Origin of the sequence: Pseudoalteromonas obscura (assembly GCF_030135505.1) — a bacterium.
Classification (GTDB): Bacteria; Pseudomonadota; Gammaproteobacteria; order Enterobacterales; family Alteromonadaceae; genus Pseudoalteromonas; species Pseudoalteromonas obscura.
The window spans coordinates 1-23035 of record NZ_JASJUT010000022.1 but is presented as its reverse complement, the minus strand read 5'-3'; the positions used below and the strand labels follow the sequence as shown (position 1 = coordinate 23035).

Below are 23035 nucleotides of genomic sequence, written 5' to 3'. Positions count from 1 at the left end.
ACTTTCATCACAGTAATACTTGACTAAATTACTCGGGTAATTACAATGTCGATAATACCTGATTAAATTAGTCAGGTATTAGCTAAATGAGACTGAGTAAGTAGTAACTTATTTTATAAGCAATAGGTGTCGTTAATACTTGACTATCTTAGTCAGGTAATTACAATTTGCGGCATTTGATAAATGTAACCTAGAGGCGCGTATGAAACTGACTTCAAAAGGCAGGTATGCAGTAACTGCAATGCTAGATGTAGCGCTACACGCAAACATTGGACCTGTGCCTCTGGCTGATATTTCTGAACGTCAGGAAATATCTCTATCATATTTAGAACAATTATTTGCACGTCTTCGTAAGAATGGGCTAGTGAGCTCAGTACGAGGCCCTGGTGGAGGTTACCTCCTAGGGCGCGACGCACACACAATCTCTGTAGGAGATGTTATCAACGCGGTGGATGAATCGGTTGATGCAACAAGATGCCACGGAGAAGGTGGTGGTTGCCAAAGTGGCATGCGCTGCTTGACCCACACCTTGTGGTCGGATTTAAGCGTGCGAATAGAAGAATTTTTAAACAGTATTTCCCTTGCCGAGCTAGTCGCTAACTCTGATGTGCAATCAGTTGCATCACGTCAAGATAGAAGCGTTAGCGATGCGATGAAGCAATTAGATAATATTCAAGTGAGTTGCCAACTATAATTGGCGTCAAGCGGAGAAAGAAATGAAATTACCGATATATTTAGATTATGCTGCGACCACGCCGGTTGATCAGCGTGTTGCTGACGAGATGATGCAATGCCTGACAATGGATGGTAACTTTGGTAATCCTGCGTCCCGTTCACACCGTTTTGGTTGGCAGGCCGAAGAACTAATTGACCAAGCACGTAATGATATCGCTGATTTGATTAACGCAGACCCGCGTGAAATCGTATTTACTTCTGGCGCGACTGAATCAAACAACCTTGCAATAAAAGGTGCTGCGAACTTTTATCAAAAGAAAGGCAAGCACATCATTACCGTTAAGACAGAGCACAAAGCTGTTATTGATACGTGTCGTGAACTGGAGCGCCAAGGCTTTGAAGTAACCTATATGGACGTTGAAGAAAACGGCCTATTAGATCTTAAAAAGCTAGAAAGTGAGATCCGTGAAGACACTATTTTAATCAGCGTTATGCACGTAAATAATGAGCTGGGTGTTATTCAAGATATTGCGACAATCGGTGAGATGTGCCGTGAGCGCAAAATCATGTTCCACGTAGATGGTGCACAAAGCGCAGGCAAAGTTGCAATTGATATGAAACAGTTAAAAGTAGATTTCATGTCATTTTCTGGTCACAAAGTTTATGGTCCTAAGGGTATTGGCGCTTTATATGTGCGTCGTAAACCTCGTGCTCGCCTTGAAGCGCAAATGCACGGTGGTGGTCATGAGCGCGGTATGCGTTCAGGCACTCTAGCGACACACCAAATTGTAGGTATGGGCTCTGCATTCCGTATTGCTAAGGCTGATTTTGACAAAGATCATGCACACATTAGCGCACTTCGCCAGCGTCTAGTTGACGGCATTATGGATATGGAAGAAGTGTATTTCAATGGCACTGTAGACCAGTCTGTACCGGGTATTGTTAATATCAGCTTCAACTATGTTGAAGGTGAATCTCTTCTGATGGCTGTGAAAGACATTGCTGTTTCGTCTGGTTCAGCATGTACATCAGCAAGCCTTGAGCCGTCTTATGTACTTCGCGCGCTAGGCCGTAATGACGAATTAGCACATAGCTCAATTCGATTCAGTATCGGTCGCTTTACAACAGAAGAGGAAATTGATTACACCATCAAGCTTATCAAAGACTCAATCGGTCGCTTGAGAGAGATGTCTCCTCTTTGGGAAATGTTTAAAGACGGTATTGATTTAGATTCAGTTGAATGGGCACACCATTAAACAAGACAGCTTGTATTGACACTGTAGCAAGTATATAAGCGGTTAGTGAGGAAAGAGTTATGGCATATAGTGATAAAGTAATTGACCACGTGGAAAACCCACGTAACGTAGGCACGTTAGACAAAAACGATCCGAATGTAGCAACCGGTATGGTTGGTGCACCGGCTTGTGGCGACGTAATGAAACTGCAAATTAAAGTGTCTGACGAAGGTGTTATCGAAGACGCTAAGTTTAAGACATACGGCTGTGGTAGTGCGATTGCTTCATCTTCTTTGGTGACAGAGTGGGTGAAAGGTAAGACTCTAGACCAAGCTGCAGAAATTAAAAATACCGACATTACTGCTGAGCTAGAGTTACCACCTGTAAAGATCCACTGTTCAATCCTTGCTGAAGATGCAATTCAAGCAGCGATTGCAGACTACAAAAATAAGCAGGCGAAGTAAGAGATAAATTATGGCAGTGACATTAACTGAAGCAGCTGCAAATCGTGTGCAGACTTTCCTTGCGAACCGAGGAAAAGGTCTTGGCTTGCGAGTGGGGATTAAAACCACTGGCTGCTCAGGTCTTGCGTATGTACTCGAGTTCGTTGATGAACTAGCTGAAGGCGATGAAGTGTTCGAAGAAATGGGCGTAAAAATCATCGTTGATGCAAAAAGCTTGGTTTATATCGACGGTACTGAGCTGGACTACACCAAAGAAGGTCTTAATGAAGGGTTTAAGTTTATCAACCCAAATCAAAAAGACGAATGTGGTTGTGGTGAAAGCTTTACCGTTTAACCATCTATAAAAGATAGTGAGCTTAAGCCCTGCCTTGGTAGGGCTTTGCTGTATTAGGTCCGTATGCGATATTTTGAATTATTTAATTTACCAGTAAGCTATGACGTAGATTTATCAGTATTAAATCAACGTTATTTAGAGTTACAACGTGCCGTTCATCCTGATAAGTTTGCGGGGAAAAGTGAGCGTGAAAAGCTGATAGCCGTGCAAAAAACGTCTGAAATTAATGATGCTTTAGCGGTTTTAAAACACCCAGTGAAACGTGCTGAGTATATGTTAAGTGAGCAAGGTGTCGATATCAGAGCTGAGCAGCAAACACTGCAAGACCCTGCATTTTTAATGCAGCAAATGGAGCTAAGAGAGGCACTGGAAGATATCCAGCATAGCAGCGATCCAGAAGATGAAATCGATGCGTTTGAAGCCCAGATTAAAGTGCTCGACCAACAGTACAGCGCAAAACTAGCAGAGCAGCTTATAGATCAAGAACACTCGGTGTTAGAAATTGCTGCTGACAATATTCGCAAGTTAAAATTCATATATAAATTACGTGAAGAGCTGTCTCGCATTGAAGATAGCCTTTTCGATTAATCTAGCGTCACCACTTAAGTTAAAAGAGCATTATGGCATTATTGCAAATTGCTGAGCCGGGGCAGAGCGCGGCACCTCACGAACATAAACTGGCAATAGGTATCGACTTAGGTACAACAAATTCTTTGGTGGCCACAGTACAAAGTGGTGAAGCCAGAACGCTTGTGGATATTAATGGCGATGCTATGCTACCGTCTGTCGTAAGATATCATGCTGAGAATGTCACTGTTGGTCAACAAGCGCAATTGGCTGCGGTTGAAGATCCGACCAATACGCTTATTTCCGTAAAACGTTTTCTTGGCAAATCTGTTTCAGAAGTTACCACGCGCTATCAAAACTTACCTTATGAGTTTGTTGAACATCAAGGTGCGCTGGCAATCAACACGGTTGCTGGCCCAATCAATCCAATCCAAGCATCAGCAGAAATTTTAAAGTCTCTTTATCAACGTGCGACGGAGAGCTTTGCAGGAGAGGAAATAGTGGGGAGTGTTATCACTGTACCTGCTTATTTTGATGATGCACAAAGGCAAAGTACCAAAGATGCAGCTGAAATTGCAGGTTTAAAAGTACTGAGGTTACTCAATGAACCAACTGCCGCAGCTGTTGCTTATGGCTTGGACTCAGGTCAAGAAGGTGTAATTGCTGTCTATGATTTGGGTGGTGGTACGTTTGATATTTCAATACTGCGTTTGAATCAAGGTGTTTTTGAGGTACTAGCAACGGGTGGTGATTCAAGTTTAGGTGGAGATGACTTTGATGCTGTATTGGTTGAACACTTTAAGTCGCAGTTAGGCCTGAGTGAGCTTACACCACAAGAGCTGCGTTTATTGATCCAAAAAGCAAAAGCCTGCAAAGAAGCGTTGAGCAGTTATTTAACTGTCAATGTGAAACTCGAACTGCGCTCAACTGAGCACTTGGTAACAGTGACGCAAGAGCAGTTTGCTGAGCTAGTTGCACCACTTGTTAAGCAAACGCTTAGAGCATGCCGTAGAGCGTTAAAAGACGCGGGTGTAAGCAAAGAAGAAGTGCTTGAAGCTGTGATGGTTGGTGGGTCAACCCGTATGCCTGTGATCCGTGAAGCGGTTGGTGAGTTTTTTGAAAAAGAGCCGCTAACTTCTATTGATCCAGATCGCGTTGTTGCTATTGGCGCTGCAATTCAGGCTGATATTCTAGCAGGTAATAAACCTGACTCGGATATGCTGTTATTGGATGTTTTACCTCTATCTTTGGGTTTAGAGACCATGGGTGGCTTGGTAGAAAAGATCATTCCACGTAATACAACAATTCCAGTTGCTCGCGCGCAAGAGTTCACCACCTTCAAAGATGGCCAAACTGCGATGTCATTGCATGTACTCCAAGGTGAACGAGAATTAGTAGATGATTGTCGTTCACTGGCTAAATTCAGCCTCAAAGGCATTCCAGCCATGGCTGCCGGGGCAGCGCATATTCGCGTTACGTTCAAAGTGGATGCAGATGGCTTGTTGAGCGTGTCTGCGAGTGAGAAGTCGACTGGTGTGCAAGCCGAGATCCAAGTAAAGCCGTCATTCGGTTTGAGTGATGATCAGGTTGCACAAATGCTTAAAGACTCAATGAGTTTTGCTAAAGAAGATATGCAAGCACGTATGCTCAAAGAACAGCAGGTTGAAGCGCTGAGAGTACTTGAAGCCCTTGAAGCTTCACTGGCAACAGAATCTGCGTTATTAAACGAAGAAGAGTTAAATAGCCTAAGAGAGGCGATGGCGATGTTAGATGAAAAACGCCAAAATGCATCGGATCCAGATGCGATAAAGCATGCAATTGAAGTGGTTGATGAAGCAAGTAGTGAATTTGCATCTCGCCGCATGGATGTATCAATCAAACAGGCACTGCAAGGTCAGTCTGTAGACGAGGTTTAATATGCCACAAATTATCTTTTTACCCCATGAAGAGCTTTGTCCTGAGGGCGCGGCGATAGACGCAAAATCTGGTGATACAGTGCTAGATGTCGCGTTAAAAAATGGGATCAGTATCCCTCATGCATGTGAAAAGTCATGTGCTTGTACGACATGTCATGTTGTTATCCGCGAAGGGTTTGACTCGCTAGAAGAAAGCGATGAGCTTGAAGATGACATGTTAGACAAAGCTTGGGGTTTGGAACCTGAATCACGTCTGGGCTGTCAGGCAGTGATCAACGATGAAGATTTGGTTGTAGAAATTCCAAAATATAATCTAAACATTGTTAATGAAGAGCACTAATTCATAAAGTTTATCGAAAAGGCTGTAGCTTATCACTACAGCCTTTTTTATTTGGAGTGAAAAATTATGTACTTAAAAGGTCAGACTGTTTGTTCAATTATTAATGGATTAGATCACCAAAGTGACAAGCTATTGGCCGTACATAACCCGGCTGATGGCTCTTTACTTGCAGAGGTGACGCAAGCAGGTTTAGTTGAAGCTGATCATGCACTAGAGAGTGCCCAATCGTGTTTTCTCGAGTTGAAAAGCACCACCGCACAGGCGCGCAGTAATACGCTTTATCGTTGGTATCAACTAATTCTGGAAAAGCGCTCTCAGCTGGCAGAAATAATTACGCTAGAGCAAGGTAAACCTCTGAAAGAGTCACTGGCAGAAGTCACTTATGCTGCGGGTTATGTAAGATGGTATGCGCAACAAGCCGAACGCGCATATGGCACTGTTATTCCTGCCAACTCGCAAGCTCATCAGCTACTGACAGTGAAACAAGGCGTTGGTGTGGTACTAGGTGTAACGCCATGGAATTTCCCGCTGGCAATGATAACGCGTAAAGTCGCTCCGGCTTATGCAGCAGGGTGCAGTTTTATTTTAAAGCCCTCAGAGTTAACGCCGATTAGTGCGATTGAAGTCGCTAAACTAGCACTCGAAGCTGGTATGGAAAGTGGGGCTTTTCAGGTGTTAGTAAACGCGAAACCGGAGCAATTGGTTAAACACCTAACGAGCAAAAAAGAAATTAGAAAACTGACTTTTACAGGTTCTACCCAAGTTGGCAAGTTGCTATATGCCCAGTGCATCGACACGATGAAGCATATTTCATTGGAATTGGGGGGCAATGCACCATTTATCGTATTTGAGAGTGCCGATTTAGATGCCGCCGTTGATGGACTCATGGCTGCCAAATTTAGAAACGCTGGACAAACCTGTATTGCCGCAAATCGTATCTTTGTGCATCAAGCAATAAGGGACAAATTCTTAGAGAAATTAAAAAGCCGCGTAAGTGCACTCATAGTAAGTTCGGGATTGGATGAGAACTATGATATTGGTCCCCTGATCACAGAACTTGCGAAAGACAAGGCTGCACAATTAATCGAAGATGCGCTTAGTAAAGGCGCTTATGCAACTTATCCAGCTAAGGTGCGAGACGGTTCTATTATGTCTCCAGTCATACTGGAAAATGTGACCTCTCAGATGGCGATTTATCATAGTGAAATCTTTGCGCCAGTTGTCAGTATTATAGAATTTAGCTCTGAATCTAACGTGATAGATATGGCAAACGAAGTTGATGCAGGGCTGGCTGCTTATTTTTATTCTCAGGATGTTAAGCAAATCGCGCGTGTATCACAAGAGTTGGATTTTGCGATGATAGGCATTAATGAAGGGGGAATATCTAATCCCGCGGCTCCTTTTGGTGGAATGAAAGAGTCTGGGTTGGGGAGAGAAGGAGGAGTGGAAGGGATTGAGGAGTATCTGGAAACCAAATATATTTGCCAGCGTACTTTATAACGAGAACGCTTGTTATAAGAACTAAAATATGATGACAAAAATTATTATTGGAACAATGCAATTTTTGCAATTGCTTTAAATTTGTAAAAAAGCTAGGTAGACTGCGCTGTAGTTTTCAATTTTATATAAAAATATAATGACAAGCGCAAACTTACCAACCTTGGTTGTACTTGCTGGCGGGTTAGGTACTCGCTTTGGTGGCAATAAGCAGATCGCAGAGCTACCGAATATAGGTAAAACAATCATGGAGCTTAGCATAGCAGATGCTTATAGCGCTGGTGTACGGCACGTCGTGTTGGTGATAAATGATTTGGTCAGATCTACCATTGAGTCAGTGATATTACCTAGACTGCCTAGCGAGTTAAAAGTTGAACTGGTAGAGCAGTCCATTGAGCGAGTGCCTGAGCGGTTTAAAGATATTGCCGCTAAACGCTCAAAGCCTTGGGGAACAGGTCATGCACTGCTGTGTGCCCGTTCAAATGTCACTGGTAATGCAATTGTAATTACGGCAGACGACTACTATGGGCCTAGTGCATACCGGCAGCTAGTTTCGCACTTTTGTAATAAAGATCATAATACTAGCGAAATGGCGATAGTAGCCTATCCTTTAACTCAAACCATGTCAGAGCTTGGTGGAGTTAATAGGGGCATATGCGCTTTGTCAGAAAACTACCTTACGCAAGTGCATGAGTACATAAATATACGCCGGGTCGACGATGGCTACAAAGGGTATTTTAATAACCAAGACATACCTGTCGCATCTAACAGCCTCGTTTCGATGACATGCTGGGGGGTAACTCAGCAACTTTTTGATAATCTTGAAGTGTTGTTCGATCATTTTCTAGAATGTCATGACAGCGATGTCAAAAAAGAGTATTATCTACCCGATTGTATTCAGCATATGATTAATTTTGACCAAGCTGCCGTCCGAGTATTCGAAGCTCGCGACAGATGGTTTGGTGTTACTTATAAAGAAGAAATAGATAGTGTCGCAGGAAAAATATATGAACTACGTCACGGATGAATTAACCGCAAGTGTAATTAATAAGCCAGTTTATAGGGTAAGTATGGAATACCTTTCAATCGCTGAGCATTTGGCTGTGCAGTATGGCCTGTGTGAGGAAGAAATCTCAATGAAACCTATTGGCAGCGGGCATATTAATACAACCATGCTTTTAAAGGACAGCAAACGAGTGCTGGTAGTTCAAAAACTAAATACAACAGTGTTTCCTGAACCTAATCAGCTTGTTGAAAATGCTCGTTTAATTGAACAGCACTTGGCGTCTAAATTAGATTCAGGCTCTTACGAATTAGGCATTATAAAGCACGTACCTACCCATGAAGGTAAGTTCTTGGTTGAATATCAAGGAGAGGTGTGGCGAGCGCTCGAGTTTATTGGCAAGAGCTATAGTGAAGACGTTGTAGATTGCGCGATTAAAGCGCAAACTGCTGCCGGTGCGTTTGGATGTTTTGCTAATGCATTAAATGATTTTGATGCAAAACAGTTATTTCCGGTAATCCCTGACTTTCATAATTTAGCGATGAGAATCGAGAAATTGAAAGCGGTGATTGAAGCGGATCCTGTGGGTCGTGTTGATACGTGTTTAGACGTCATCGAATTTTGCCAATCGCAATACCGTTTAGCAAATGAAGTAACGGCAATGGAAGCACAGTTGCCACTGCGTGTTTGCCACAATGATACCAAGATAAATAACATGTTGTTTGATGCTTCTACTAATAGAGCCAAGGCTGTTATAGATCTTGATACCTGCATGCCAGGGTATTGGCTATATGACTTTGGTGATATGGTTCGTACTTTTTGTTCTCCTGAACCAGAAGATTCGACGAATTTGAACAATGTTGTGGTTCGCGTTGAAATCTTTGAGGCTATCGTAAAGGGGTATATCGCAGAGGTATCAGAAAGGTTAACGGATATTGAAAGAAAGAGTTTTATACTCGGTGCGAAAGTGATGCCACTTATGATCGGCATTCGATTCTTAACCGATTACTTGGATGGCGATAATTATTTTACAACCCACCATGAAGCCCATAACTTGGAGCGTGCACGCAATCAATTTGCGCTTTATCAAGATATTCTGAAAAAAGAAACGCAGTTAAGTGCTTTGATAAACTAGATTGCTTTGCGACAAATAATGAATAAAAGCCTGATGAACCACCATCAGGCTTTTTTTTGCGCTGAGCATGTTATTCGTAGCGTCAGATCTATGCTCTGAATTTACTCCAGAGTAGTTGAATATGGATAAAGCCAACTTGGCAAAGCGAAATTAGTTGGCGGGTGACGAATTATAGTTGGTGACGAATTATTTAAGCATCAGATACTTTTTATCAGCGACAAGGATCAATTAGTCGCATCCGTTTTGATTCTCTGCGCTGCTTACGATAGCGTTGTCATAACAACAAGTATTAGTAGTGAAGTTTGAAAAAATAACTCTTTTCAGGCTTCCTGCTGTACGGGAAAGCATAAAAATGAAATTAAGAATTAGAATAAAGTGTTAATCTAGGATCCTTCATGACACAAATAAACAGAAGACATTTTTTAAAAGCAGCAGGCGTAGCCGCAGCTGCAGGTGTGGTTGCAGGTTGTGCGCAGCCGAATAGCACTAGCGCACTATCTTCGAATCCAAAAGGCAAGTCTGTGATCGGACTTGTGGTGCCTAAAATGGATGTAGTCCGAGTTGCATTTATTGGTGTAGGTCAGCGAGGATACGGACATGTGAAGCGCATGAGTCATATTGAAGGTGCTGAGATTGTCGCTATTTGTGATACTCACAATGAAGTTTTGGAACGTTCTGCAAAATATCTCACTGACAAGGGGCTAAAAAAACCAGCGCTGTATGGGACAGGAGAGCTTGCATATAAAGAAATGCTCGAACGTGAAGATATTGATATTGTGATTATTTCTACGCCATGGAAGTGGCATGCACCGATGGCCATCGACACCATGGAGAGTGGTAAGCATGCATTTGTAGAAGTGCCTCTTGCATTGACTGTAGAAGAAATGTGGCAGATTGTCGATACTGCAGAGCGTACGCAGAAAAACTGCATGATGATGGAAAACGTCAACTATGGTCGTGATGAGTTAATGGTGCTGAACATGGTCCGTCAAGGACTGTTTGGTGAGCTTTTACATGGTGAAGCCGCGTATATTCATGAGCTGCGTTGGCAAATGAAAGAGCTAGAGCATAAAACAGGATCTTGGCGGACGGAATGGCATACTAGACGAGATGGCAACCTATATCCAACTCATGGCCTTGGACCTGTGTCGCAGTATATGAATATCAACCGTGGTGACAGATTTGACTACCTAACCTCTATGAGTTCTCCTGCACTTGGACGAGCTGCTTATGCGCAAAGGGAATTTCCAAAAGCGCACCAACGTAACCAATGGAACTATATTTGTGGTGATATGAATACGACCATGATCAAAACGGTAAATGGACGTTCGATTGTGGTCCAACATGATACTACAACGCCGCGACCTTATTCTCGTCATAACCTTATTCAAGGGACTAATGGTGTTTTTGCAGGATTCCCAAATCGAATTGCGTTGGAGCAAGGTGGCAGAGGCTCATTTCATGATTGGGATGAAGATATGGCTTATTGGTATGGAAAATATGATCACCCGTTGTGGGTGAAGATGGGAGAGGAGGCTGAACGCAATGGTGGGCATGGTGGTATGGACTTTTTAATGTTCTGGCGCATGATTTATTGTTTGAGAAATGGTGAGCCACTAGACCAAGATGTATATGATGGGGCTGCTTGGTCAGTTATATCTCCACTGTCTGCTCAGTCAGTCGCCAATCGCAGCGAGTCAGTATCAATTCCTGATTTTACCCGAGGCCATTGGCAAACAGCTAAACCATTAGGGATTGTCGGAGCATAGTTAAGAAAAGCGCCAAAGGGCGCTTTTTTTGTGCTTAAATAGGGTCACACGACTTATTAAGGGTAAACAATGCAAAAGTTTTTTGTCAGCTTGATGTTCATAGTCATTTTAGTAGGTTGCACTAGCACAAAAACAAAAGATAGTGAGCTTAGCTTAAATGAAGTAGTCGAAAACTATATCAAGGTATATCAAGCACGTTCCGATTTTGAACGATTTTTAGCGTTTTATTCAGATGATGTCGTTCTAGAAGACATGTTGTATGGGTATAAAACAACAACCAAACAGCAGTTAGGCGACTTCTTCAACTGGAATGCAGAACAAGTCCACGTCCTGGACTCAAACAAGACCTTTTCGGTTGAACAAACGATAATATCCCAAGAGCAAGGTACTGCTGTTTTACGTGGTACGTTTAACCTTTTTTCTTACAACGGTCAGCAACTAGGGCCATGGCGATTTACAACCGTATTAAAGTTCAATGATGCTGGTTTAATTTATTATCAACAAGATTGGATCAATTACTATCCGAGAAGTTTTGTGTTAGAGGCGCCAAACTTAAACACTGACAAGTAAGTTATTTTACCCAAATATCACAATTACATGTAAACTGCATTTCAACTATTTTGAAATTTGAGAATTAGGAATATCTTATGCAGCTTTCTGTGGAGATTAGTAAGTACCCACTTCATTCGGACTATATCCCTTTCATAAAGTCTTTTATTGAAAGGCTGAATGAACATGAAGGGTTAACCGTGATCACTAATACCATGTCAACTCAAGTGTTTGGTGAGTTTGATCTAGTCATGTCGGTAATTCAATCTCAAATGAAAACGTCATTTGAACAATACGGAAAATGCGTATTTGTTTGTAAGTTTATTTCTGGTGATTTATCCCCTGAGGCATAATGGAATTAATTACTAAGACCCTTGCAGGCTTTACCGCTATGTCTGGTTGGGAGTATTTGGCTGTAGCACTCTCGATTCTTTATCTATTGTTGGCTATCCGAGAAAATATCTGGTGTTGGCCAGCCGCTTTTTTCAGCACATTTATATATACCATAATGTATTGGAATGGTGCGCTGTTGATGGAGTCCTTACTACACTTTTATTATTTGGTTATGGCGTTTGTTGGTTGGTGGATGTGGCGATCAGGACAAAAAAATACTGAATCAAAGATTGTATCTTGGTCGTTTTTCAAACATATGAAAATCATTTTAATAACTGCCTGTGTAGCCGTGTTTATGGGTTATATGACAGACAATTATACCCATGCCGATCTACCATATTTGGATAGCTTCACAACTTGTTTTGCGGTTGTGACCACTTACTTAGTTGCAAAAAAGGTACTTGAAAATTGGCTGTACTGGGTAGTGATCGATGCAGCATCTATGTATCTGTATTATTTAAAAGGTTATTACCCAACACTTGCGTTATATATCTTTTATACATTCATGGCGTGTTGGGGTTATATGAAGTGGTATGAAGAGCATAGCAACAGAGAAGGCAAAACACTTGCGCAGCTTTGATTTAAGCTGCGCATTGCATGTGCTACAAAGGCTATTTCCCGGTAGCCAAATTGAACAGCTTTCTAAGCTAGATAAGGGGCTAAGCAACCATAACTTCTATTTTAAGCTGGACGCCAAACCCTGTTTGTTGAAAGCGTTTAACGGTGCCGTGCCGGTCACTGCATTGAATGCTCAAAATGCACTGGCGCAGCAGCAAGTATCTCAGGCTATTTTATGTTTGGATAGGGTAGATAATGTCGCAGTGCTTGAGTTTTTAACTGCTGTGCAAGCCCCAATCTGTCTAGAAGAGCAAATTCCAAAGCTATTGTCAGGTATTCATAATTTGTCTGTTGAAAAGTCAACACAGCTTAATTTAAAGGGTGCGATCTTGGAGGCATCTTCACTTCTAGAGCAAACTTGGCTTGGAGAGTACTTGATTGATGAACTGTCAGCGTTACCATCTGATATTTGCTTTTGTCACAATGATTTGGTTCAAGATAATGTGTTAAACACACCTCACGGTGTACGTATGCTTGATTTTGAATATGCGCAATACAACGACAGCTTTTTTGATTTGGCAGCGATCTGCTGCTCCTACCAACTTAACGAAAAACAAAGACAGGCTTTATTAGAACGGTACTTTTTCTATCGGCGCAGTCCAAATCCAGATAACTCAATATATAAGTTAGATGTGTTTCGAGGTATTTATTTGCTGGTTAGTATTGCTTGGTATAAACAAAAAAATATCAATACTGAAATGGAGATGTTAGAAAAGCAGTTTAAACCTTGGTGCCGTCAGCACAATTTGGTTTATGCCTCGTAAATGAGTGATTTTTACGAGGCGTGATGATTTTAAATTCCGCCTAATCTTTTGGCTAACTCTTTATATTTTTCAACATCATCCTTGTCAAATATAGGCTCTCCATTTTCATCATGTTCCTTTGCAACTAACAAGTTCTCTCTCGCTAGCCGCCTTACACGCTCCACTTTTACACTTAAAAATTCAGCAACTTGCTCAGTGGTCATAGGGGTCATAATACAAATCCTCAAGATGATGTTGGTAGCTTGGCTACTAAAATCCAAACACATTTATTATTTTTGAACTTTAATCATAGCTAAATATATGACTTTTAGTCTAGTTAGTGATGTTTTTTCGCGTCTTAGTTTAATAAATAGTCATACAAACGTCACTGGACTGGTATTTCATTTAAGATGTGATTATTATGGGGCTGCTTAAATTGCTGTGCTCTCGTGGTGAAATGGATATCACGTGGCTCTCCGGAAGCTAAGTTACAGGTTCGATCCCTGTCGAGAGCGCCAGTAAAGCCCCACGAATATGCTCCCTGTCAAATTAAAACTTGTTTTTTACAGTAAAATGCCATTGTAGTGAGTCCACGCCGCTAGGTTTGTCGATTGGTGCTGCCAAGTCCAAATGCAATACTAAACCTGAGTTAGCTCTACTTGGTGCCATGCGAATACCAAACCCGAGGTTTTTATAAAACTTATGGTTTACGCTGAAAAGGGTTTTACCATCTACGCGACCTATATCAAAATATGCGGCTCCACCTACTTTAAACAAATGTAGTAAGTCATATTCCCAATAGTATCGCTTTTCTAGGTTTAACACGATACGTCTATCACCCTGCAAGTACCTTGCAGGAAAGCCTCTTAATCCGGTTTCTCCACCTAATGTTAGTTGCTTGTCTTCGGTCAAGTGCTTACCGTGGGCAATATTGAGCTGAGAATACCAAGATTGATAATTTCCAGTAGCTAAGTGATACTCTAGGTTTAATTGTGTAATTAGGTTTTCACTTTCACCTTTTTCTAGATTCCAATACCCATTGAACGCAAAGTTGACCCGAAACAGGCTTCTTTCTGAAGTATAATGGGCCTTGCTGATAGTCGTATTAAATATCCATCTAGAGTCATCATTGCTAATAGAATCGCTAGAGTAACCCAGTTGTGAGTTGATATTCCATCCCAAATTCAGGTCCTCTGTTCTGTAGATGGAGTCAAAATTTTTGACTTTGATAAAGTCCGTTTCTAGCCACTGTACTTGCACGTAGGGATAGCTGAGTTTTCGTTGTTGCGCAATGGGCAAAGTTGTTTCTTTTACTTCACGAAATGATTCCGTCTGATCTCTATATCCGGCAATGACTCTGCGTGTCCAGTTTGCTTTTTGAGCTGTTGCTATGCCGTAATAAATCTGAGTGACTTCTGAGTCTTGCTCAAACTCTGATACGGTTTCACCGTTTTCATAAAGGGGCTCAATACGTTTATTACCGTAATTTAGGAAACCATAGCTAACAGGAGTACGAGTCGAAAAAAATGGATAATCCACGCCGATGTAGTGACGCTCTCCATCGTCATTATCTGAATATTCAACTCGGCCTTGGTATCGAGAAGATAAGATATTGGGGTCGTCATAAACAAATAAATAGCCACTTCTGTCCGCATCTTCAATATGTGTGAGGGAGAGGCGCTTACCATACCCAAATAGGTTGCTTTCGCGAAATCCTATGCGGCTTGAGTTTTCCCCGCCGCTACGACTAAAGCTGAGATCAGGTAGGAGGGTCCAAAGGTCTCGGGTGACGACTGTGACTGTAACGTCACCATGGCAATTTTCTTCAGCGAAAATTCGTGCATCGTACAAATAGGGTTGTTGTCGTAACAAGCGCTCTGATTCAATTAATAATTGCGGATCGTAGGCGGTATTTTCAGTAAATAATAAGACACTTTTAATGACTTCTGGTTTAGTTGTTATGTGTGCCTCATTGGCGAATCTAAACAGCGCATTGTCTTCTTCAGGCAAAGATGTATCAAATACATTGAGCTGGTGTAGTTCAATAGCGCTTATTTTTCCGCCGTTTTTTTTGGGCAAGGTGTGTTCGGTGCTTAATTCTTGACTGTAACTGTTATGAGTATCGTGGGAAGCATTTGAGCAACTATTAGAAGCGATAGTTTGCTCATTTGCATGAGTAGGTGCTACAACACCAGTAATTGATGTGGCCAAAAAAACAAAGAAGCAAAACCTAGATATCACCATGTGTATGCCTAACGCTACTATTATTATTAGTATGGCTTATGTTAGGCATACATGCTTAGGCAAGTCTATATTATTGTTGTAAATTTAATCTAAGGTAAGTCAGAAGGTTTGGGATCAGCTGTGTAGCTTCAACTCCTTCAGGTGAGATCCAAATACTCTCGCTATAGTATTCGAAATTAAGGCAAAATGACTGATGTTCATAATTAAATCGCCACTGGTGGCGATCGGCCCCCTCGTTAAATTCGAGCGTGGTAAGGGCGTCCATCGAGAGAAATATACTTCCCCATAATTGAAATTCATCGCTGTCTGGAAATACGCTGGGCATGACTTGTAAAGTACTTTTGTCGCTCAGTAATTTTATATTGGTCATAGATTCCTCGGCTTATTCTGCTGCTAAATAATTGCGGATCAGCTGCATAAAAGGAGCACCATACTTGGTCAATTTTGTGAATCCGACACCAGATACTTTAAGAAAAGCACTGTCTTCGGTTGGCATTTGTTGCGCCATTTCTGCCAGTGTTTTGTCATTGAATACGACATAAGGTGGCACATCGTCTTGATCTGCGAGCTCCTTGCGTAAACTGCGCAGCTTAGCAAATAGCTTCCGATCATAGTTAAACTGTGCGAGTTTATCTTGGTATACGTGGCTTGCTTGCAATCTAGGTTCAGCTAAATTTAATGTATATTCACCTTTAAGTACTGCACGTGCAGCTTCGGTCAGTTTTAAAGTGGCACCTTGAGTAATATCTTGAGCCAACAAGCCGTGATGAATGAGCTGTCTAAGCACGCTCAGCCAGTATTCATTGCTTTGATCTTTACCTATACCGTAGGTACTTAAATTATGATGTTGGTTATCGCGAATGCGTGCAGTATTTGCACCACGCAGCAGATCGACAATATACCCAAGCCCAAAACGTTGCTCAGCGCGATACACGCAAGACAGTGCTTTTTGTGCAACGATAGTCGCATCGAAGTGCTTGGGAGGGTTCAAACAAATATCGCAGTTGCCGCATGGCTCCCGCTGATATTCGCTAAAATAATTCAGTAAAATTTGTCGGCGGCAGGTCTGAGCTTCCGCAAAGTTTGCCATTGCATTAAATCTTTGCTGCTCTACCTTACGTCTTTGCTCATCAGTAATATCTTCGAAAAAGCGTCTCACTCGGCCAATGTCCGCTGGGTCAAAGTACATAATTGCTTCCGCGGCCAGCCCATCACGTCCCGCTCGACCTGTTTCCTGATAATAGGACTCTATACTTTTGGGAATGTCATAATGCAATACAAATCTGACATTGGGTTTATTGATCCCCATACCAAAGGCCACGGTTGCGACGACAATTTGAACGTCATCACGCGCAAACGCATTTTGTACAAACTGACGCTGCTCATTGTCCATACCAGCGTGGTAGGCAGCTGCATTAAATCCACCTTCAGAGAGCTTTTCGGCTATCTCATCAACACGTCGACGGCTAGAGCAGTATATTATGCCGCTTTGGCCTTTTTGTGTTTTCAAATACCGCATAAGCTGTGACAGCGGTTTGAATTTCTCTTCAATGGTATAGCGTATATTTGGGCGATCGAAGCTGCCTGTATGAACGAATGGATCATTTAGGTTGAGTTGCGAAATAATGTCATTGCGAGTTGCCATATCAGCAGTTGCTGTAAGCGCTATTGTAGGGACATGAGGAAATAATTGTTTGAGTTCGCTCAGCCTACAATAGTGTGGTCTAAAGTCATGACCCCAGTGCGAGACACAGTGAGCTTCATCAATTGCAAATAATGATAGAGACAAATTTCTAAGGCGATCGATAAACTCTCTCTGCAACACCTTTTCAGGAGCAACATAGAGCATTTTAATTTCGCCGTTGTGTAAACGCTGATAGATATGTTGTTGTTGTTGCCACTCTACGCTGTTATTGACAAACTCAGCTGCAATTCCTTGAGCTTGCAATTGCGCGACTTGATCCTGCATTAAAGAGATTAATGGCGACACTACGATTGTGACACCTTGTAACATCAGCGCCGGAACTTGGTAGCATAAAGACTTCCCGCCACCTGTGGGCAGCAACACTAAACTATCACGGCCAGCAAGGCATGCTTCTATCGCATCCTGTTGTCCCGCGCGAAAAGTTGTGTAACCAAAAAATTCTTTTAGTACTGATTGGGGAGTCAATGATTGTTGAGTTGCAAGTGTGTCCATTGCGCGCATTTTAGAGGGTTTTGATGTAATTGTCTTCCTTTAATGATTATTCTTAATGCGAGTTGAAGGAGTTTTAGTCAATGTTGGCAAAGAGTCATTAATTACAATGGTATTGTACAGCAGAAGCATTGGTGGCAGCAGTTCGATACACTATTGTAAACATTGCAATGCTGATGGTTTATTGCAATAGCGTAGCAAAATGGAGATGCAGTATTATATCTGTATAATGCTCGCCTTCTTCGCATCTGGGTGAATAGGGGAGTGAAATGGCTGGGGATACTAAGGCGAGGCAAGGCTATATATATGCCATACTTGCTTTTATTATGTGGGGCTTGGCACCAATTTATTTCAAGTCGATAGAGCAAGTTGAAGCGCTGGAAATTTTGGTGCATCGAGTCGTTTGGTCTGTTGTGTTTGTTGTTGTTGTGATCGCGCTACGAAACAATTGGCGTAAAGTTTATGCAATCTTGGTGAACCCTAAACTTTTAATGATGTTAGTGGTCACTGCATTACTATTAGGTTTCAATTGGGGTTTGTTTATCTGGGCCGTAAACAATGGATATATGCTTGATGCGAGTCTAGGTTATTATATTAACCCGCTACTTAATGTTCTTTTGGGAATGTTATTTTTATCTGAAACGCTTCGTAAAGGCCAAAAAATAGCTGTTTTACTGGCTTCTACTGGGGTAGTAATTCAATTAATTAGTTTTGGATCATTTCCGTATATTGCGCTATCGCTCGCTTGTTCGTTTGCAATTTATGGATTGCTGAGAAAGAAAATGGCTGTCGAGTCTTTACCAGGCTTACTGATAGAATCTGTTATTTTGTTACCATTGGCAGGTGCCTATTGGTTGATGATGACACCTAGCCCAACCAGTAATATGCTATTGAATGACATCGACTTAAATGTGTTGTTAATTGCCGCTGGTGTTGTGACCACCTTACCATTACTGAGCTTTACTGCTGCAGCGAAAAGGTTACCCTATTCAACTTTGGGGTTTTTCCAATATATCGGGCCAAGTTTAATGTTCATGTTGGCAGTAACCTTTTATGGAGAATCATTTGACATTGAACGAGCTGTCACTTTTGCCTTTATTTGGGGAGCGCTCATTTTATTCAGTATTGACTCTTGGAAAGCGAGTCAATCTAAGTTAGTGAACGCCCATTAAGTTATTGTAGTTACCATAGCCTTCTGCCTCAAAGCGGTCAGAAGGCGATTTGATTGCGCCCTGATTCCTTTGCTTTATAGAGGTTTTCGTCAGCGATTTTAATTAGCGGATCTATACTTTCGATCCCCTTGTCTGCAACCCCGATAGAAACCGTAAACGGGATGTGGTAAGGCGTCAGTGAACTACTATTTTTCTCTAAATAGAGTCTAAAGTGCTCTAATTGCTGTGCGTTCTTTTCTCTATCTTGAGATCGAAATAAAACAGCAAACTCTTCCCCACCCAATCTGGCATAAAGATCATGCTCAAAAAACTTTTCGAAACACTCTCCAATTGATTGGAGTACTTTATCACCGGCATCATGGCCATGCTGGTCGTTGATTTTTTTGAAAAAGTCGATATCGATCATCGCGAGCATACAGCCATGATTTTGCCTACTATTCATCGTGAGCTGCTTGCTTGCGTGCTCAAAGAAATATCGTCTATTAGGGAGTTGTGTTAAATAGTCGGTATTCGCTTGGCGTCTAATGGTGGCGATATTTTCCAACATATCTACGTTTTGACTTAAACGACAATAAAACTCTTCAGGGTTAAAAGGTTTACGTAAGTAATCGTTGGCACCGCTTTTCAAAAATCTGGCGGACAAATAGGCATTGTCTGTACCAGAAATACCAATAATGGCTTTATCGTCGTTACTATACAAGCGCCTAATCTCTGCGCAGAGCTCTTCTCCACGCATGTTGGGCATTTCGTTGTCAGTTATGATGACATCAATGTCAGGGTTTTCGTTTAGAGCAGCGAGGGCTTTTATCCCATCCTCGGCGACGTACACTTGATATTTATGGCGCTGTAATAAGGAACTAATATGTCGCCTTGTAGCAGCAGAATCGTCGACAACTAGGACTTTAACCTGCTCATTGCGTGGCAGGCGCTGTAACTGTCTTTTCAAATACTGGTAAGCTTGTTTGTTTTCTTTGGTGATGTAGTCAATAACAGGGTATTTATCTACAGTATCTCGAGTGCTTGATTCAAGGTTACCTGTCATAACTATTGTTGGAATATTGGCTTTAACCGTATATGGGATAGCCTCCCCGTTTGAAGCATCAGGCAAAACAAAATCCACCACAGCACAAAAATAATTGTGATCGTTTATCAGTCGCTTTGCGCTCTCTAAAGTGGTTGCAACGTCAACATCGTAGCCGACAGAGCTGGCAATGTGTTTCTGGACTTTTGCGATAGTTGGAGTGTCTTCTATTATTAGCACCTTTCTCAACACATGCTCAACCTTAACAGCTTTTCTTTACTTCAGTTTTAACTGAAAGCATGAAAAAAGCAATGATGATTATAAGATTCACTAGGGCAATTCTCTGCTTAATATCCCTATTGACAACGTCAACCCGCCTACAGGTGTACGTTTAACGGAAAAAGAGCGGGTTGACGTTAAATATAAAGTATTAGTCCAAACTGACTTCCACTTCAGGTTGCTCGGCAACATTATGGCTTTTTGTAAATGGCTTTTGACTGCTTAATGTGTGGGTTTTGTGTTTCCGAGTGGTCAAATCTAAGTACTTTGCCCATATTTTTTCCATCTGATTGGAGGGGGGGGTATGTTGGGTGAAGGTATCAACAAATTGCTGTTGAAAGGAGTTGGATGGCGGACTCTCTTGTTTGTATAAACTCGACAGAAGCTTACCATGCTGCTGCAAGAGCTCCGATTCAAGTAACGTAAAGTGTCCACTTCGAGAGAATCCTCGGGGGAAGTTTGCATCATCATAAAAAGGCTTAGATGCAGCAAAAGCTTCTTTTAGTTCGGCTATAGTCATATCCATGATGGTTTCCTCACATTGTTTGGAAAAGTATGAACTAACGACGCTGCTTTTTTAAACGAATATTTTTTATTGAAAGGTAGGGTGATGGACAAAGAACTATTAAAAACTTTTGTTGAAGTTTCAAAAACTCGTCATTTTGGTCGGGCAGCAGAAAACTTATACATCACTCAGTCTGCTGTGAGTTTTAGGATCCGGCAGTTGGAACAAAACCTAGGGGTAAGTCTATTCACTCGACAGCGAAACAATATTCAACTAACCGCTGCCGGAGAGCGATTACTTCCCCATGCCAAAATGCTATTGACCGCAATGCAAAGAGCACGATTAGATGTCGCTTTGGCTAGTAATCGGCAACAGCAGCTTTCATTGGCGGGAACGCCAAATATTTGGGATGCATATTTGCATTTCGGCATTAATCAAGTTATTTCATCAATGCCAGAGGTATCACTGGTAGCTGAAGTAAAAGCTCATCAAGAGAGTGTCAGACTTTTGTTGGAGCGCACACTGGATATTGCTGTACTTTTTGATCCGCCCAAGGTTGATGAATTAATCGTTAGACAAGTTAAAAATTTGTCTATAATTCCAGTCAGTACTTTTAATTATACAAATAGAGATGACTTTTTTGGCAAACAGTATATTTATGTAGATTGGGGAACCTCTTTTTCGCTATGGCATGCAAAGCAATGTGAAGGAGCGGGGCCGCCTTATTTTCGTACTAATACTGGGCGTATTGCCTTGGAGCTTATTTTACAATGTGGTGGTTCAGCTTACCTACCTAAAATGTTAGCTGCGGACCTAATAGAAGAACGAAAGTTGTTTCTTGTTGGTACCGTTTCGCGAAGCTTTCGGGAAGTGTTTGTAGCATATCATAAAGGGAATGAGCAGTTAGAGCATATAGAAACTGTCGTAAATCTATTGGCCTCTTTTGCAGAGTAATTTAAAAATGTTGTTTTAATTATGATTACCTATTTATGACACAAAGCTGAAATTTCAGTTTCAATTAAATGTCATTTTTATTTTGTGTGTAATATTTCTGTCACTTATAGCTGGCAGACTGCGCCTGTCTAAAAAATTACGTGTTGCGATATTGAGGAAATACACATGAAACTAACCAAATCAGCATTACTACTCTCGATTCTAAGTGGTCTCTCTTTGAATGCTCATGCCGATGTTGATGTATATGGTAAAGCTAACCTTTCTGTACAATCTTCTGACGAAGGTGACGGTTCATTTACTGAAGTTAAAAGCAATGCTTCACGTTTTGGTTTTAAAGGTTCTGAAAAGCTAAATTCAGGACTTGAGGTTATATACAAGTTAGAATTTCAAGTAGACGTTTCAGACGCTGATTCGAAAGGTGACGATGACAACATCACTGCTCGTAATCAGTATGTAGGTCTGAAAGGTAAATTCGGTGAAGTGGTAATTGGCCGCAATGACACTGCATTTAAACAGTCTCAAGGCAAAATGGACCTATTTAATGATTTAGAAGCTGATATTAAAAATATCTGGAAAGGTGAAAACCGCTTAGGTGATTCTCTTTCGTTTAAATCAGCTAGCTATAACGGCTTTAAAGTGTTAGGTACTTTTATCGCTGAAGATGCAACAGACGGCGAAAATGGATATTCTGGTGCGGTTACTTACGGCGACGCGAAACTTAAAAAGTCCAAATTCTATTTGGCGCTTGCAGGTGATAGTGAAGTAAAAGGTTATGACGCACTACGTTTTTCAGGCCAATACAAAGCAACAGACAGCTTGAAGTTAGGTGCTATGTACCAAAAGCAAGAAAAAGTTGATGGAACAGGTACTGCTGATGGTTTCTTGTTAAACGCAGCTTATAGTTTTGGTGCGAATACACTTAAAGTGCAATATCAAATGATTGACTTTGATGCCGCAGCGTCAAAAGATGTGGACGGTATCAGCATTGGTATTGACCATAAGCTTGCAAAAGCAGCAAAGCTTTACGCTTTCTACTCATCTGTTGATGAAGATGCTGGCACTGAAGAAGATTACCTAGGACTAGGTATTGAATATAAATTCTAATCAAAAAATACATTAGAATAAGTAAGAATTAAGTAAGCCTGCTTTTTTGAAATATAAAAAGCAGGCTTTTTTTGTCCTTTTTTTGAGCTTGCTGTACGGGTTTGCGTGATTTTTGAGCGTTTAAGCTGTGTTTCCTACTTTCCTGTAAAAAAACGCTTGCGCCAATCTTAAATCTCCCTATAATGCGCACCCACTGACACGGCGGACGCAAACAAAAACGCAAACCAAAGTGAAGGTTAAAGCCAAACTGAAAGCTTAATTAAGAAAAATTAAATTTTCTAGTTGACTTTAAAAGTGAAGCGGTTAATATGGCGCTCCACTTTG

Annotated in this window: 24 protein-coding genes and 1 tRNA gene; 19 read left to right on the top strand and 6 right to left on the bottom strand. The window is 41.5% G+C overall.

Features of this window, described 5'->3' with window-relative positions:
* Positions 1–202 precede the first annotated feature (202 nt).
* The 15 genes from iscR (at position 203) to QNM18_RS26955 (ending at position 13259) form a co-directional block, all read left to right on the top strand.
* On the top strand, positions 203–694 hold the full coding sequence (gene iscR / locus QNM18_RS27025) for a Fe-S cluster assembly transcriptional regulator IscR (RefSeq protein ID WP_211010968.1): 492 nt from the start codon (positions 203–205) through the stop codon (positions 692–694).
* A 22-nt stretch (positions 695–716) separates the two neighbouring features.
* Positions 717–1931, top strand: a complete 1215-nt coding sequence (locus tag QNM18_RS27020) for an IscS subfamily cysteine desulfurase (RefSeq protein ID WP_211010966.1) — start codon at positions 717–719, stop codon at positions 1929–1931.
* 59 nt (positions 1932–1990) lie between these two features.
* On the top strand, positions 1991–2374 hold the full coding sequence (iscU, locus tag QNM18_RS27015) for a Fe-S cluster assembly scaffold IscU (protein ID WP_023399923.1): 384 nt from the start codon (positions 1991–1993) through the stop codon (positions 2372–2374).
* 10 nt (positions 2375–2384) lie between these two features.
* Positions 2385–2708 carry an iron-sulfur cluster assembly protein IscA gene (iscA, locus tag QNM18_RS27010; RefSeq protein ID WP_023399924.1) on the top strand — a complete coding sequence of 108 codons (324 nt, stop codon included), beginning with the start codon at positions 2385–2387 and terminating at the stop codon, positions 2706–2708.
* 63 nt (positions 2709–2771) lie between these two features.
* Positions 2772–3296, top strand: a complete 525-nt coding sequence (gene hscB / locus QNM18_RS27005) for a co-chaperone HscB (RefSeq protein ID WP_211010964.1) — start codon at positions 2772–2774, stop codon at positions 3294–3296.
* 32 nt (positions 3297–3328) lie between these two features.
* The gene (hscA, locus tag QNM18_RS27000; RefSeq protein WP_211010962.1) at positions 3329–5191 is read left to right on the top strand and encodes a Fe-S protein assembly chaperone HscA; all 1863 of its coding nucleotides are present in this window, start codon (positions 3329–3331) and stop codon (positions 5189–5191) included.
* Between the two features lies 1 nt (position 5192).
* The gene (fdx, locus tag QNM18_RS26995; RefSeq protein ID WP_023399927.1) at positions 5193–5531 is read left to right on the top strand and encodes an ISC system 2Fe-2S type ferredoxin; all 339 of its coding nucleotides are present in this window, start codon (positions 5193–5195) and stop codon (positions 5529–5531) included.
* A gap of 66 nt (positions 5532–5597) precedes the next feature.
* Positions 5598–7031, top strand: a complete 1434-nt coding sequence (locus tag QNM18_RS26990) for an NAD-dependent succinate-semialdehyde dehydrogenase (protein ID WP_284138933.1) — start codon at positions 5598–5600, stop codon at positions 7029–7031.
* Between the two features lie 136 nt (positions 7032–7167).
* A complete protein-coding gene (locus QNM18_RS26985; protein ID WP_211010958.1) occupies positions 7168–8055 on the top strand; it encodes an NTP transferase domain-containing protein in 888 nt (295 codons plus the stop codon).
* Between the two features lie 43 nt (positions 8056–8098).
* On the top strand, positions 8099–9166 hold the full coding sequence (locus tag QNM18_RS26980; RefSeq protein ID WP_211011454.1) for a phosphotransferase enzyme family protein: 1068 nt from the start codon (positions 8099–8101) through the stop codon (positions 9164–9166).
* 395 nt (positions 9167–9561) lie between these two features.
* On the top strand, positions 9562–10935 hold the full coding sequence (locus tag QNM18_RS26975; protein WP_284138932.1) for a Gfo/Idh/MocA family protein: 1374 nt from the start codon (positions 9562–9564) through the stop codon (positions 10933–10935).
* Positions 10936–11004: 69 nt separating this feature from the next.
* Entirely contained in the window at positions 11005–11505 is a 501-nt protein-coding gene (locus QNM18_RS26970; RefSeq protein ID WP_247687383.1) for a nuclear transport factor 2 family protein, read from the top strand.
* Positions 11506–11582: 77 nt separating this feature from the next.
* A complete protein-coding gene (locus tag QNM18_RS26965; RefSeq protein ID WP_211010955.1) occupies positions 11583–11837 on the top strand; it encodes a YkoF family thiamine/hydroxymethylpyrimidine-binding protein in 255 nt (84 codons plus the stop codon).
* Positions 11837–12457 carry a nicotinamide riboside transporter PnuC gene (gene pnuC / locus QNM18_RS26960; RefSeq protein ID WP_211010953.1) on the top strand — a complete coding sequence of 207 codons (621 nt, stop codon included), beginning with the start codon at positions 11837–11839 and terminating at the stop codon, positions 12455–12457. Before QNM18_RS26965 ends, pnuC begins: the two co-directional genes overlap by 1 nt.
* A complete protein-coding gene (locus QNM18_RS26955) occupies positions 12411–13259 on the top strand; it encodes a phosphotransferase (protein WP_284138931.1) in 849 nt (282 codons plus the stop codon). Before pnuC ends, QNM18_RS26955 begins: the two co-directional genes overlap by 47 nt.
* A 29-nt stretch (positions 13260–13288) precedes the next feature.
* On the opposite strand, the gene QNM18_RS26950 is transcribed toward QNM18_RS26955, so the two are convergent.
* Positions 13289–13471 (bottom strand): helix-turn-helix domain-containing protein, encoded by a 183-nt coding sequence (locus QNM18_RS26950; RefSeq protein ID WP_023399936.1) that lies wholly within the window; start codon positions 13469–13471, stop codon positions 13289–13291.
* Positions 13472–13681: 210 nt separating this feature from the next.
* Here QNM18_RS26950 and QNM18_RS26945 point away from each other — a divergent pair.
* A tRNA-Arg gene (locus QNM18_RS26945) sits at positions 13682–13756 on the top strand.
* Between the two features lie 31 nt (positions 13757–13787).
* On the opposite strand, the gene QNM18_RS26940 is transcribed toward QNM18_RS26945, so the two are convergent.
* From QNM18_RS26940 to recQ, 3 genes are all read right to left on the bottom strand, one after another.
* Positions 13788–15482, bottom strand: a complete 1695-nt coding sequence (locus tag QNM18_RS26940; protein ID WP_211010949.1) for a BamA/TamA family outer membrane protein — start codon at positions 15480–15482, stop codon at positions 13788–13790.
* Between the two features lie 70 nt (positions 15483–15552).
* Positions 15553–15852, bottom strand: coding sequence for a DUF3630 family protein (locus tag QNM18_RS26935; protein ID WP_211010948.1), 300 nt, complete (start codon positions 15850–15852; stop codon positions 15553–15555).
* A gap of 12 nt (positions 15853–15864) precedes the next feature.
* The gene (gene recQ, locus QNM18_RS26930) at positions 15865–17688 is read right to left on the bottom strand and encodes a DNA helicase RecQ (RefSeq protein ID WP_417714873.1); all 1824 of its coding nucleotides are present in this window, start codon (positions 17686–17688) and stop codon (positions 15865–15867) included.
* 257 nt (positions 17689–17945) lie between these two features.
* Between recQ and rarD the strand changes: the two genes are divergently transcribed.
* On the top strand, positions 17946–18848 hold the full coding sequence (rarD, locus tag QNM18_RS26925; RefSeq protein WP_211010944.1) for an EamA family transporter RarD: 903 nt from the start codon (positions 17946–17948) through the stop codon (positions 18846–18848).
* A gap of 37 nt (positions 18849–18885) precedes the next feature.
* Here the strand turns inward: rarD and QNM18_RS26920 are convergent, their stop codons facing one another.
* Both QNM18_RS26920 and QNM18_RS26915 read right to left on the bottom strand, forming a co-directional pair.
* Positions 18886–20121, bottom strand: a complete 1236-nt coding sequence (locus QNM18_RS26920) for a response regulator (RefSeq protein WP_211010942.1) — start codon at positions 20119–20121, stop codon at positions 18886–18888.
* A 178-nt stretch (positions 20122–20299) separates the two neighbouring features.
* Positions 20300–20674, bottom strand: a complete 375-nt coding sequence (locus QNM18_RS26915) for a MaoP family protein (RefSeq protein WP_211010940.1) — start codon at positions 20672–20674, stop codon at positions 20300–20302.
* An 84-nt stretch (positions 20675–20758) separates the two neighbouring features.
* On the opposite strand from QNM18_RS26915, the gene QNM18_RS26910 reads away from it, so the two are divergent.
* Positions 20759–21607 carry a LysR family transcriptional regulator gene (locus QNM18_RS26910; RefSeq protein ID WP_284138929.1) on the top strand — a complete coding sequence of 283 codons (849 nt, stop codon included), beginning with the start codon at positions 20759–20761 and terminating at the stop codon, positions 21605–21607.
* Between the two features lie 165 nt (positions 21608–21772).
* Positions 21773–22711: a porin gene (locus tag QNM18_RS26905; protein ID WP_211010936.1), complete on the top strand. Its 939-nt coding sequence runs from the start codon at positions 21773–21775 to the stop codon at positions 22709–22711.
* The last annotated feature ends 324 nt before the right edge of the window (positions 22712–23035 follow it).

Coding starts and splice junctions, on each gene's coding strand:
- iscA (WP_023399924.1), top strand. CDS start 2,385: ATGGCAGTGACATTAACTGAAGCAGCTGCAAATCGTGTGCAGACTTTC.
- QNM18_RS26905 (WP_211010936.1), top strand. CDS start 21,773: ATGAAACTAACCAAATCAGCATTACTACTCTCGATTCTAAGTGGTCTC.
- QNM18_RS26970 (WP_247687383.1), top strand. CDS start 11,005: ATGCAAAAGTTTTTTGTCAGCTTGATGTTCATAGTCATTTTAGTAGGT.
- QNM18_RS26990 (WP_284138933.1), top strand. CDS start 5,598: ATGTACTTAAAAGGTCAGACTGTTTGTTCAATTATTAATGGATTAGAT.
- pnuC (WP_211010953.1), top strand. CDS start 11,837: ATGGAATTAATTACTAAGACCCTTGCAGGCTTTACCGCTATGTCTGGT.
- recQ (WP_417714873.1), bottom strand. CDS start 17,688: ATGCGCGCAATGGACACACTTGCAACTCAACAATCATTGACTCCCCAA.
- QNM18_RS26955 (WP_284138931.1), top strand. CDS start 12,411: ATGAAGAGCATAGCAACAGAGAAGGCAAAACACTTGCGCAGCTTTGAT.
- QNM18_RS26935 (WP_211010948.1), bottom strand. CDS start 15,852: ATGACCAATATAAAATTACTGAGCGACAAAAGTACTTTACAAGTCATG.
- QNM18_RS26965 (WP_211010955.1), top strand. CDS start 11,583: ATGCAGCTTTCTGTGGAGATTAGTAAGTACCCACTTCATTCGGACTAT.
- QNM18_RS26915 (WP_211010940.1), bottom strand. CDS start 20,674: ATGGATATGACTATAGCCGAACTAAAAGAAGCTTTTGCTGCATCTAAG.
- iscR (WP_211010968.1), top strand. CDS start 203: ATGAAACTGACTTCAAAAGGCAGGTATGCAGTAACTGCAATGCTAGAT.
- QNM18_RS26940 (WP_211010949.1), bottom strand. CDS start 15,482: ATGGTGATATCTAGGTTTTGCTTCTTTGTTTTTTTGGCCACATCAATT.
- QNM18_RS26910 (WP_284138929.1), top strand. CDS start 20,759: ATGGACAAAGAACTATTAAAAACTTTTGTTGAAGTTTCAAAAACTCGT.
- iscU (WP_023399923.1), top strand. CDS start 1,991: ATGGCATATAGTGATAAAGTAATTGACCACGTGGAAAACCCACGTAAC.
- QNM18_RS26980 (WP_211011454.1), top strand. CDS start 8,099: ATGGAATACCTTTCAATCGCTGAGCATTTGGCTGTGCAGTATGGCCTG.
- hscB (WP_211010964.1), top strand. CDS start 2,772: ATGCGATATTTTGAATTATTTAATTTACCAGTAAGCTATGACGTAGAT.
- QNM18_RS26975 (WP_284138932.1), top strand. CDS start 9,562: ATGACACAAATAAACAGAAGACATTTTTTAAAAGCAGCAGGCGTAGCC.
- hscA (WP_211010962.1), top strand. CDS start 3,329: ATGGCATTATTGCAAATTGCTGAGCCGGGGCAGAGCGCGGCACCTCAC.
- rarD (WP_211010944.1), top strand. CDS start 17,946: ATGGCTGGGGATACTAAGGCGAGGCAAGGCTATATATATGCCATACTT.
- QNM18_RS26985 (WP_211010958.1), top strand. CDS start 7,168: ATGACAAGCGCAAACTTACCAACCTTGGTTGTACTTGCTGGCGGGTTA.
- fdx (WP_023399927.1), top strand. CDS start 5,193: ATGCCACAAATTATCTTTTTACCCCATGAAGAGCTTTGTCCTGAGGGC.
- QNM18_RS26950 (WP_023399936.1), bottom strand. CDS start 13,471: ATGACCCCTATGACCACTGAGCAAGTTGCTGAATTTTTAAGTGTAAAA.
- QNM18_RS27020 (WP_211010966.1), top strand. CDS start 717: ATGAAATTACCGATATATTTAGATTATGCTGCGACCACGCCGGTTGAT.